This window comes from Paenibacillus phytohabitans (assembly GCF_013141775.1).
In the GTDB taxonomy this organism is placed as follows: domain Bacteria; phylum Bacillota; class Bacilli; order Paenibacillales; family Paenibacillaceae; genus Paenibacillus_AQ; species Paenibacillus_AQ phytohabitans.
In genome coordinates, this window is the sequence record NZ_WHOB01000030.1 from 22,645 (window position 1) to 33,625 (window position 10,981).

Sequence of the window (10,981 nt, forward strand, 5' to 3'; positions counted from 1 at the left end):
GCTTCAGCCCTAAACTTGCAACCGGAGGCTGAACGTTATAACCTAGATATGATAAAGTGCTAACAGACAATTTACATAAACCCAGCTAATTTTGAAATGACGGGGGTTTTCGGCAATGAGCTATTTTACCGACCTTACATGGAAAGAGTCCATTAAAGATATAATCGATATTCTGATTGTCAGTTACATCATCTACAAAGTTCTGAATATGGTGCGCGGTACGCGGGCCGTTCAGCTCCTGAAGGGGATTCTGGTCCTGGTTGTAATCTGGGGGGGCAGTACCCTGTTGGATTTGTACACGCTCAAATGGCTGATGAACCAGATGTTTACGTTTGGGGTATTTGCGATCTTTATTATTTTTCAGCCGGAACTGCGCAGGGGGCTGGAACAGCTCGGCCGGGGGAAATTCTTCGGGCGGACTGCGGAGAATGATGAAGAGATCAGTAAATTAATCGGTGAAGTTATTAAAGCGGTGAATTATTTAGCTGTGCGCAAAATCGGGGCATTAATCGTCTTCGAGCGGTCTACGGGACTCAACGAATATACGGAATCCGGTATTGCTATGCGTTCTGAGGTCAGCTCCGAACTGCTGATTAACATATTCATTCCGAATACACCGCTGCACGACGGGGCGCTGATTATGCAGGGGAGCCAGATTGCTGCAGCCGCCTGTTACCTGCCATTGTCAGAGAATCCATTTATCAGCAAGGAGCTCGGAACAAGGCATCGCGCCGCCATCGGCATTAGTGAAGTGGCAGACTCCGTATCTGTTGTCGTCTCCGAGGAGACCGGACAGATCTCTCTGGCCATTAACGGACAAATCGTCCGGGATATCAAGGAAGAGTCGCTGATCTCGAAGCTGCATCAAGAGCTGAGTGCAAGCTCACTCCTGAAGGATAAAAGTTCCGCTTTCTGGAAATGGAGGGGGACTAAGAACAATGGATAAATGGATGAAGAATAATAACTTCAACAAAATTCTTGCGCTTGCCCTCAGTATTATTCTCTGGACCATTGTGCATGTAGATACGGCGCCGGCGAATCAGACTACGGTTAATACCGAATCGAAGACCATCGAGAATGTCAAAGTGGAGATCGAAGGCTTCGATAGTGACACCTATGTGCTGACGAAGGATGTAGAGAGCGTCAGGATGGAGGTAAGGGGCAAAAAGTCCGATCTTACCTACAAGTTCTCCGATGCCTACCGGGTGTGGCTGGATCTTAGTGATGTGAAACCCGGCGACAATACGCTTCCCTTAATGTATTCGACGCCGAGTGGTGTAACCTTGGATGATATGGTGCCGAATCAGGTGAATGTGCATATTGAGCTGCGGACGACCAAGTCTTTTCCGGTTACCCTGAATATCACGGGGGAGCCTGCAGCAGGCTATGAAGTGGGGACTCCGGTGGTTGATCCGTTATCGGCAGAGGTGACCCTTCCGGCCAGTGAACTCGGACGGGTTGCGAAGGTACAGGGGAATATTGAGCTGGATGGCGAGAATGAGCCGTTCAGTGAGAAGAAGCTGAAGCTCTATGCTTATGACAGTGAAGGGAACGAGCTGAAGGATGCTGTGATCGAGCCTTCAACAGTGGGTGTAGAGCTGCCTATTACGCTTCCGTCCAAAACACTGCCGCTGGATATCAGCTTTACCGGCAGTCTGCCCGGTTCACTGGTCCTGTCCCGGGTTACGCCTGAACAGGATATGGTGACTGTATATGGCAGCGCGGAGACTTTGCAGAACCTATCCTCCTATGAGGCGGTTCTTAATCTAAGCTCCATTACGGCTGCCGGTACAGAACAGCTGAAGCTGGAGTTGAAGCCGCCGGAGGGGACCGGGAAGATCGAGCCTGCGGCCATGAATGTATCGGTCTCAACAGCGGAGATCGCCCAGCGGACGATCTCCGCTGTGCCTATTAAGCTGGAGGGTGTAGGAAACGGGCTGACAGCCCTTATATTAGATCCTGTGAGCACTTCCATGGATCTGACGGTATCGGGTGCGCCTACCCTGCTGGACCAGCTGGACCAGGATAATGTCAGTGTGGTTGCTGATGTGGGCGGGCTTACGGCTGGAATTCATGATATTCCGCTGCAGGTCTCCCTTCCCCGGTTCATAGCACTGCAGAATGACGGTCCGCAGCTTACGGTAAAGGTAGAACTGCTCGCTCCAGCTACACCGGAGCCTTCTGCCGGAGCTGACAACAGCACGGCGGTTCCTACTACGGAGCCCAGTGCTGAGCCGGCTGCTGTTGAGGAGACGCCCCTAGAGCCGTCTCCTACCCACACTGACGAGTCTGTAGAGCCGACCCCGACTCCTTCACACACTCCTGCAGAGAACGCGGCTACACCGGCAGCAGGCGGCAATAACGCCGCCAGTACGGGTGGAACGTAACTTTTTGTTCAAGAACACGTCTATTTATATGCATCTCATATACACGGAATAAAGAATCAATCATACTATAATTTATTAAGCTGAAGCAGCGTATTAAAAGGAGAAAAAAGATGGGTAAGTATTTCGGAACAGATGGCGTGCGCGGAGTCGCAAACCGTGAATTAACAGCAGAGATGGCCTACAGCATTGGACGCTGCGGGGGATATGTACTGGCAGGAAATGTGGAAAAGCCTAAGGTCGTAATTGGGATGGATACACGGATTTCCGGTCCGCTCCTGGAATCGGCACTAGTTGCCGGCTTATTGTCCATTGGCGCGGATGTGATCCGCCTGGGTGTGGTATCTACACCTGCGGTTGCTTATATTACAAGATTGCTCAAGGCTGATGCCGGTGTCATGATTTCAGCTTCGCATAACCCGGTGGAGGATAACGGGATTAAGTTTTTTGGCGGAGACGGCTTCAAATTGACTGATGAAACAGAGCTGCGGATTGAAGAGCTGATGGATGCCGAGCAGGATGAGCTGCCGCGTCCGGTCGGATCGGGTCTCGGAACGCTTCGGGTAGATAATGATGCGAAATATCTGTATCTGGAATATCTGAAAACGACGATCGACCAGAACTTCAAGGGCATTAAGGTAGTACTGGACTGTGCGCACGGCGCGGCTTATGAGCTGGCGCCACGGCTGTTCAGCGAGCTGGGAGCCGAAGTAATCTCCATCGGTGCAGAGCCGGACGGGCTTAATATTAATGACGGATTCGGTTCCACACATCCGGAGACCCTGCGTGCGGAAGTACTGCGCCACGGGGCGGACCTGGGACTCGCTTTTGACGGCGATGCCGACCGCCTGATTGCTATCGATGAGAACGGCGATGAGGTTGACGGCGACTTTATCCTCTGCATTTGCGGGGATGCCATGAACCGTGCGGGTAAGCTGAAGGATGGTACAATTGTATCCACCGTAATGAGCAATATCGGATTCTACAAAGCTACAGAGAAATTATCGCTGAATACAGCGAAGACTGCTGTCGGCGACCGTTATGTCATGGAAGAAATGCGCCGTGGCGGTTATAACCTGGGCGGAGAACAATCCGGCCATGTAATCTTCCTGGACTACAATACGACAGGTGACGGGATTCTGACGGCGATTCAACTGGTCAATACGATGAAGACTTCCGGCAAGAAGCTTAGCACGCTGAAGTCCATGATGACCAAATATCCGCAGGTACTGGTAAATGTGCGTGTGCAGGACAAAACCAATTATCCGAACAATCCGGCGATTGAAGCCGCGATCATAGAAGTGGAAGGCAAGCTGGGCGACAACGGGCGTGTATTGGTGCGTCCTTCGGGAACCGAGCCGCTGATCCGTGTAATGGCGGAAGGACCGGATAAGGCCGAGCTTGATCTTTTTGTAGGACAGATTGTTGAAGTGGTTCAGCGCGAGCTGGTGTAATTACGCTAATAAGGCAAGAATGGGCAGCCGGTGGACGGAGGAGTAATGTTCGTTCACCGGCTGAACCTTTAGTGTGGACGATGTTTTCAATTGAAATGGATGAAAAAGGTTTTCTTTGCCGCATCATTGCCAAAACGATGTAAGGTGCATATAATAGACTAAGTGTCATTCCAGAAGGAAAGCGGGGATAGTAAGGTTGAAGCAATGCAAGCGCCAGAGCTTGATCTTGCGCGGGGGAGAAGGGAAGACCGGAAGCTGCCATTAAGGGCAGAGCGGCCTGAACGGATCACGGCAGATGTAAGCTGACGAGGTGGAGGTGTTCGAAATGTTCGGCGGGGACCTCCCGGTGATGCACCAGAGCCGTAAATGGAAGCGGAAAATGCGAGGGCGACCTCTCACACAACGCTCCTGTGGGTGCCAATTGAAATGTACAAATCATGGGTATGCGCATATGCAGGAAACGCAGATGGTTCTGCCACGGCAGAGGAGAAGACTGTGCATTTTCAAAAGATAAGAATTTATAGGCTTCACGCTATAAATGTCCCTTATCTTTCTCGCTGAAACGGTACCGTCCTTGAAAAGGACGACAAAGCCGTTTCTACTTGTGACTATAGATGCAAGTGACAGGTTATTTTGTTGAGCTGTAACGGACAACAACATATTTGCTTTTCTTCAAAACATGCCGTACGGCACGTTTCTTTCCTCATGGCCGCCCTTACTACGAAAAATTGGACGGAGGAAAATATAATGTGTGGTATTGTAGGATATATTGGTAATCAGAATTCGCAGGGGATCTTGGTCGAGGGTTTGAAGAAGCTGGAGTATCGCGGGTATGATTCCGCAGGTATTGCCGTATTTACCAAGGAAGGTCTGCAGGTTGTAAAGGCACAGGGCCGTATGGCGAACCTGGAATCCCGTCTCGAAGCAACTCCGCTGACAGGAAGCGCAGGAATTGGCCACACCCGCTGGGCTACACACGGCAAGCCATCCGATGAGAACTCTCATCCGCACACAGATAACACCCACAAATTCTCCGTAGTTCATAACGGGATTGTTGAGAACTATCTGGATCTCAAGGAAGAACTGATTGCCGGAGGAGCTAATTTCTCTTCCGAAACAGATACCGAAGTTATCTCCCATCTGATTGCGCGTGAATACAATGGGGATATCGTGAAGGCTGTGCAAAAAGCGATTACTTACATGCGCGGAGCGTTCGCACTGGGTGTTCTGACTGAATACGAACCGGATAAACTGGTAGCAGTACGTCAGGCCAGCCCGCTTATTATCGGTCTTGGAGAAGGCGAAAACTTTATCGGGTCTGATATTCCTGCATTGCTGGAATACACCCGCAACGTATATATTCTGAACGACGGCGAAATGGCTGTATTGACACGGGATGCTGTCGAATTAATGACGATTGAAGGCAACTTTATTTCTCGGGAAATGATTACTGTCGATTGGGATGCTGTTACCGCAGAAAAAGGCGGTTATGAGCACTTCATGCTGAAAGAAATCCACGAGCAGCCAAAGGCTTACCGCGATACCATGCGCGGACGCATGAATGCTGCAGGCAACAAAGTCATTCTGCCTGAGCTTAACCTGACAGAAGAACAAATCAAGAACATCCGCAACATTCAGATCGTAGCTTGCGGTACTGCTTATAATGCTGGTCTCGTAGGACGTAACCTGATTGAGTCTCTGGTGCGCATTCCGGTAGAGAATGACATTGCTTCAGAATACCGTTACCGTGCGCCGATCGTGACTCCGGAGACACTGGTTATCGTAGTCAGCCAATCCGGTGAAACTGCAGATACACTGGCTGCTCTTCGCGAAGGTCAAGCCAACGGAGCCCATGTTCTGGCAATAACTAACGTAGTAGGCAGTTCCATTGCCCGGGAAGCCAACAGTGTACTGGTAACACTGGCTGGTCCGGAAATCGCTGTAGCATCGACCAAAGCTTACACTTCCCAGCTGATCGCATTCACGTTGCTGGGTCTGTACCTGGCTGAAGTACGCGGCACGCAGTCTGAACCAGAAGTGGCTAAGATTCTCGCAGCTATGCAGTCCCTGCCTGAGCAAGTAGAAGTAATCCTGGCCCAGAAAGATGCGATCAAAGCCTATGCTGAACAAATCGCTGAGCATAAGCACCTCTTCTTCATCGGCCGTGGCGTAGATTACGCAGTAGCCCAGGAAGGATCGCTGAAGCTGAAAGAGATCTCTTATATTCACTCCGAAGCTTATGCTGCGGGTGAACTGAAGCATGGTACACTGGCGCTGATCGAAGAAGGCGTTCCTGTCATTGCCCTGGCAACCCAGGAATCCGTGCTTGAGAAGACCGTCAGCAACATCAAAGAAGTGAAAGCCCGCGGCGCACATGTCCTGGCGATCACTCATGAAGAACACAAAAATGACCTGCTCAGATCTGTTGACCAGGTGTTCGTGATTCCTCAGACTCTGCCGCTGCTGACCGCTACTTTGTCTGTAGTGTCGCTGCAGTTGCTGGCTTACTACGCGTCGTTGGCTCTGGGTCATGATGTGGATAAGCCAAGAAACTTGGCTAAGAGTGTTACTGTGGAGTAAGGGTATTGTTACTGAACATGTGTCCAAGACTTTGGATACTTTAGAGTTATGAATTGTCTGATGTAAAATTTCAGACAACAAGCCAGACATCATGCGCCGTCCTGAAATCTCAGGACGGCTTTTTTTTGATGGAGGACAAACCCAAATTATTAAACAATTAATATTGTTAAGAGAAAATGCTTCATTAACTAACAGGGGAAAATAACGCGAAAAGTGATAAAACTAAAAATTTCTAATTATGGTAACCTGTAATTGTGAATGCTTTTAATTTGAATAAGTGAGGGTTTATTAATGAGTGACTTGAACACTGTTTATATCGAAACAGAAAGGCTGGTCGTCAGAACTTTTGACGATAATGATTTCGAGCAATTCGAAAGGCTTTTGGATTTGTATGGAGGTTGGCAAATGCAGAAGCCAAGGGCAAAAGAGTTTTTTAATTGGCACCTTTCTAACTATAAAAATATGGATATTATATCTGGAACATTATGCTTAGGTGTTTTTGAAAAAGAAACAGGTGATATTCTTGGCCAGGTCGCTGCACAAGAACATGATGAGTTACATGAACCTGAATTTGGCTATGGAATCCTCCCAAGTGCAAGAGGGAAAGGTTATGCTAAGGAGGCTGCAAAGGGAACACTTGAATGGATAGCGGGAAAATACGATATTCCCTATATCATTGGAACCGTTGAGCTTGACAACATCCCATCTCAAAGGGTTCTTGAATACTGCGGATTCCAGCTTATGGATGAGCAAAATTTGCTGATTCATATATTAAATGAGCGACATGATTTTAAGTATTACCGGTATTATTTGAGTCCTCCTGAATAGGCCGATATGCAATATATCGACACAAAGGCAGTCGGTTAATAGTCGGCTGCCTTTGTTCAACGAAAGGGCAGGATAGCTCAATAATTCCGCGAATATTCTACATATGTGGTTATTTACGAAGTACTATTGGAGGTTATTCATGGAAGTTATTATGAAAGACTCAATCGTTCAGTTGGTCCGGGGAGATATAACTAAAACGGAAGTATAAGCAATAGTCAATGCTGCCAACACTAGTCTGTTGGGTGGAGGCGGTGTAGACGGTGCTATCCATAGAGCTGGGGGAAAAACAATATTAGAAGAGTGCATGAAGATCCGCAATCAACAGGGTGGCTGTGCAGTTGGAGAAGCGGTAGTTACCACAGGAGGGAACTTGAAGAGCCGTTTGGTTATCCATACCGTGGGGCCCGTTTGGAATGGCGGATTGAACAATGAGGAACAAAAGCTAAAAGACTGTTACAGGAATTCATTAACGCAAGCGGAGTTAAACGAAGCTACAAGTATTGCTTTTCCAAATATAAGTACAGGTATATACAAATATCCGAAAGACTTAGCCTGCTACATAGCCGTAGAGGAAGTCTCTAAGTATTTATTAAATAAGGAAACAAATATTAAAAAAAGTAGTATTTGTATGTTTTGATGAAGAAAATTTTGAAATATACAAGAATGAACTAAAGAAGTATTGAAATTGACTAATTAGAGATTGACTAATTCACTAAAAAATAAAGCGAATGGCTCCGCCCCTATCATCAAAGGGCGGAGCCATTTGTGATTTCTTTAATCAGCAATAATACACTTTCTCTACCTTATATAAAGTATCCTCAATCACCGGGCAGAGAGCGGCATCTGCTTTGTAGAATTTTACCCGGAAGTACAAGCTTTTCAGGAAATTCTTAATATTATTTTTTTGCCTGAAGGCAGGCAGGAATTCGGGGCTCTTCTCAACCTCACCAAAACGTTGAATCCATTGCTCTACGTCAGTCTGACTAAGCAGTTTTCTGTTTAAAACACTGATTACGGGTCTGACCATCCGCTCATCCTCACCATCGGAGTAAACCCGTTCGGTTATGGTCATCTTGTCGTAAACCAGGTCGAGGATGGTGAAGAGGTCAGCCTGATCCAGTTCGGAGCATTGGGCCAAATCATCTAAAGCATCTGCCCCATGGGCTATGGCATGAGCCCAGCCCTTTTCTTCGTCATACCCGCGGTAATCCCGCTCTTCCTGCACACTGTAGAACACCTTCTCTTTGATCTGGTGAACTTGCTCTCTTGAGAGGAATGGGGATTCCCTATGCTTCATGATGAGGAGCGGGATGACCAGCATAGAGAAAGACCGTGTGAATACAGAGTCTGTATTGCCTTCACCAAGCTTATAGTGCAAATGGTCAGTATCCAATAGGGCAGGGAGAAGTTGCTCCAGCTCGTCTTCGGAAAACGAATTACCGGGAATCCAGTGGGATAGGGTTGTATAGATTAGATCATCACGCAGCTCGGCATCCAAGGAGCCGATGTTATGTATCATTTCTTGTACCAGCTGGAAGGGTTCCGCAGGTGTCTGGTAGTCATTTTCTTTGATTAGGATCAACTGATCTTTTAAATTCATGGTTTGCGCTCCTACTGGGTATTTTCCGGACTCTTCTCTTACTATAAGATACAGGCACGATGGGATACAACTTCATCATATCTTAATGCAATCTTAATGTCTTTGAGGAATCCTTAACGCTATATTAATGCCGGAAATGATAGGCTGAACTTGGAAGTAAATCATAGTTTACTCCGCAGAATTCGAACAGTTCCTTGCCTCTATAATCACGGAATATTCTTCTGTGGTCTTTTTGTTGTGTCTGAGTAAGGTACAGATGCTGCACTATCAAGAATTTTACAAAATAATAAGCGAGTGGTGAAACCCGTGATCTCATTTTTAAAACGATTTCTGATCGGCAGGCCCTTAAAGTCTACTGAGTTAGGGGAGCAAAAGCTAAATAAAAAGAAAGCGCTGGCCATACTGTCTTCAGATGCCTTGTCTTCCGTTGCGTACGGGCCGGAACAAATCTTGATTGTTCTCGTTACGATTGGAGCCGCTGCCTTCTGGTACTCCATCCCGATTGCGATTGGCGTATTAGTATTGTTAACCGCACTCATTTTGTCCTACCGGCAGATTATTTTTGCTTATTCGCATGGTGGTGGAGCCTATGTGGTATCCAAGGAAAACTTGGGGAAATACCCCGGACTGATTGCCGGCGGTTCGCTGTTGGTGGACTATATTTTGACGGTGGCTGTAAGTATATCGGCCGGCGCGGACGCAATTACCTCAGCTTTTCCAAGCCTGCATGAGCATAAAGTAGTTATCGCTATCGTCTTCGTGATCCTGATTACGATTCTTAACTTAAGGGGTGTCACGGAATCCGCTTCCGTACTTGCTTATCCGGTTTATTTATTCGTGCTGGCTTTATTCATTCTAATTGGTACAGGTTTGTATAACATTTTAACCGGTAACGTTCCGGCAGAGCTGCATACCTCATTGGGTACGCCGGTAGCGGGGATCAGTCTATTCCTGCTGCTGCGCGCGTTTTCTTCCGGGAGCTCTGCGTTAACGGGTGTAGAAGCGATATCCAATGCCATTCCGAATTTCAAAAGTCCGGAGGCTTCTAACGCCGCCAAAACCTTAGTAGCCATGGGAGCCTTACTTGCTGTTATGTTCTCAGGAATTGTAGTGCTGGCCTATTATTATGGTATAGCTCCCCGTGCTGATGTGACGGTCGTGTCGCAAATTGCTGAGCAAACGTTCGGCCGGAATGCGATGTATTTCTTCATACAGGGAACCACTGCATTAATACTGATTCTGGCTGCCAACACCGGATATTCCGCATTCCCATTGCTGGCTGTGAATCTGGCCAAGGATAAGTTCATTCCGCGGATGTTCACCATGCGTGGAGACCGGCTGGGTTACTCTAACGGCATTATCATCCTGGGTGTTCTTTCTATGGTCCTGATTTATGTATTTGAAGGGAAGACAGAGCAGTTGATCCCACTTTATGCTGTAGGTGTGTTCATTCCCTTTACGCTGTCACAGACAGGGATGATGGTTAAGTGGCTCCGGGAAAAACAGGCGGGCTGGCTGCAAAAATTCATCATCAACACCGTTGGTGCTCTAATCAGCCTTATTGTTACGATGATGTTCTTCTTGACCAAGTTCACACAGGTCTGGCCGGTCTTTGTATTTTTGCCGATTCTCCTTCTGGTGTTCCACCGGATTCATAAGCATTACGAGGCCGTTGCCGACCAGCTCAGAATAACGACCTGTGAGGAAACGATTAAGATTGAAGGCAATGTAATCATCGTGCCGGTTGCCGGAATCACTCATGTGGTGATGAACTCCTTGGAATATGCCAAATCGCTGAATCCGCAGCAGATTATCGCCGTGTATGTGCCCTTCGAAAGAGAAGAGGAAGCCATATTTGAGGAGAAATGGAAAAAGTGGCAGCCGGAGATAAGATTAGTGACACTGTATACTCCCTATAGAAGCATCGTACAACCATTGACCAAATTCATTGATACGATCAATTGGAAGGCCGCAGAGTTGAATCATAGGGTAACGGTCATCATTCCACAGTTCATTCCGAAGAAAGGCTGGCATAACATCCTTCATAATCAATCGAGTCTGCTGATACGTGCCCGGTTACTGTTCCGCAGCGATGTTATTGTCACTACAGTGCCTTATCATTTGAAGAAGTAATG

At 47.6% G+C, this 10,981-nt stretch carries 8 protein-coding genes; 7 read left to right on the top strand and 1 reads right to left on the bottom strand.

The window, feature by feature from the left end; genetic code table 11:
* The first annotated feature begins 115 nt into the window (after window positions 1-115).
* The 6 genes from cdaA (at window position 116) to GC101_RS12470 (ending at window position 7,883) form a co-directional block, all read left to right on the top strand.
* A complete protein-coding gene (cdaA, locus tag GC101_RS12445) occupies window positions 116-946 on the top strand; it encodes a diadenylate cyclase CdaA (protein WP_039294234.1) in 831 nt (276 codons plus the stop codon).
* The gene (locus GC101_RS12450) at window positions 939-2,387 is read left to right on the top strand and encodes a CdaR family protein (protein ID WP_171717537.1); all 1,449 of its coding nucleotides are present in this window, start codon (window positions 939-941) and stop codon (window positions 2,385-2,387) included. Before cdaA ends, GC101_RS12450 begins: the two co-directional genes overlap by 8 nt.
* Before the next feature lie 110 nt (window positions 2,388-2,497).
* Complete coding sequence (glmM, locus tag GC101_RS12455; RefSeq protein WP_171717538.1) at window positions 2,498-3,838, top strand: phosphoglucosamine mutase; 1,341 nt, start codon at window positions 2,498-2,500, stop codon at window positions 3,836-3,838.
* A 747-nt stretch (window positions 3,839-4,585) separates the two neighbouring features.
* Window positions 4,586-6,418, top strand: a complete 1,833-nt coding sequence (gene glmS, locus GC101_RS12460) for a glutamine--fructose-6-phosphate transaminase (isomerizing) (protein ID WP_171717539.1) — start codon at window positions 4,586-4,588, stop codon at window positions 6,416-6,418.
* Window positions 6,419-6,709: 291 nt separating this feature from the next.
* On the top strand, window positions 6,710-7,246 hold the full coding sequence (locus GC101_RS12465; RefSeq protein ID WP_171717540.1) for a GNAT family N-acetyltransferase: 537 nt from the start codon (window positions 6,710-6,712) through the stop codon (window positions 7,244-7,246).
* Window positions 7,247-7,484: 238 nt separating this feature from the next.
* Window positions 7,485-7,883, top strand: a complete 399-nt coding sequence (locus GC101_RS12470) for a macro domain-containing protein (protein ID WP_343049677.1) — start codon at window positions 7,485-7,487, stop codon at window positions 7,881-7,883.
* A gap of 141 nt (window positions 7,884-8,024) precedes the next feature.
* Here the strand turns inward: GC101_RS12470 and GC101_RS12475 are convergent, their stop codons facing one another.
* Window positions 8,025-8,846 (bottom strand): DUF2785 domain-containing protein, encoded by an 822-nt coding sequence (locus GC101_RS12475; RefSeq protein WP_171717541.1) that lies wholly within the window; start codon window positions 8,844-8,846, stop codon window positions 8,025-8,027.
* A gap of 306 nt (window positions 8,847-9,152) precedes the next feature.
* Between GC101_RS12475 and GC101_RS12480 the strand changes: the two genes are divergently transcribed.
* Entirely contained in the window at window positions 9,153-10,979 is a 1,827-nt protein-coding gene (locus tag GC101_RS12480) for an APC family permease (protein WP_039300618.1), read from the top strand.
* Window positions 10,980-10,981 lie beyond the last annotated feature (2 nt).

Excerpts from the sequence above, each read along its gene's own strand:
- cdaA (WP_039294234.1), top strand. The coding sequence starts at position 116 with ATGAGCTATTTTACCGACCTTACATGGAAAGAGTCCATTAAAGATATA.
- GC101_RS12450 (WP_171717537.1), top strand. The coding sequence starts at position 939 with ATGGATAAATGGATGAAGAATAATAACTTCAACAAAATTCTTGCGCTT.
- glmM (WP_171717538.1), top strand. The coding sequence starts at position 2,498 with ATGGGTAAGTATTTCGGAACAGATGGCGTGCGCGGAGTCGCAAACCGT.
- glmS (WP_171717539.1), top strand. The coding sequence starts at position 4,586 with ATGTGTGGTATTGTAGGATATATTGGTAATCAGAATTCGCAGGGGATC.
- GC101_RS12465 (WP_171717540.1), top strand. The coding sequence starts at position 6,710 with ATGAGTGACTTGAACACTGTTTATATCGAAACAGAAAGGCTGGTCGTC.
- GC101_RS12475 (WP_171717541.1), bottom strand. The coding sequence starts at position 8,846 with ATGAATTTAAAAGATCAGTTGATCCTAATCAAAGAAAATGACTACCAG.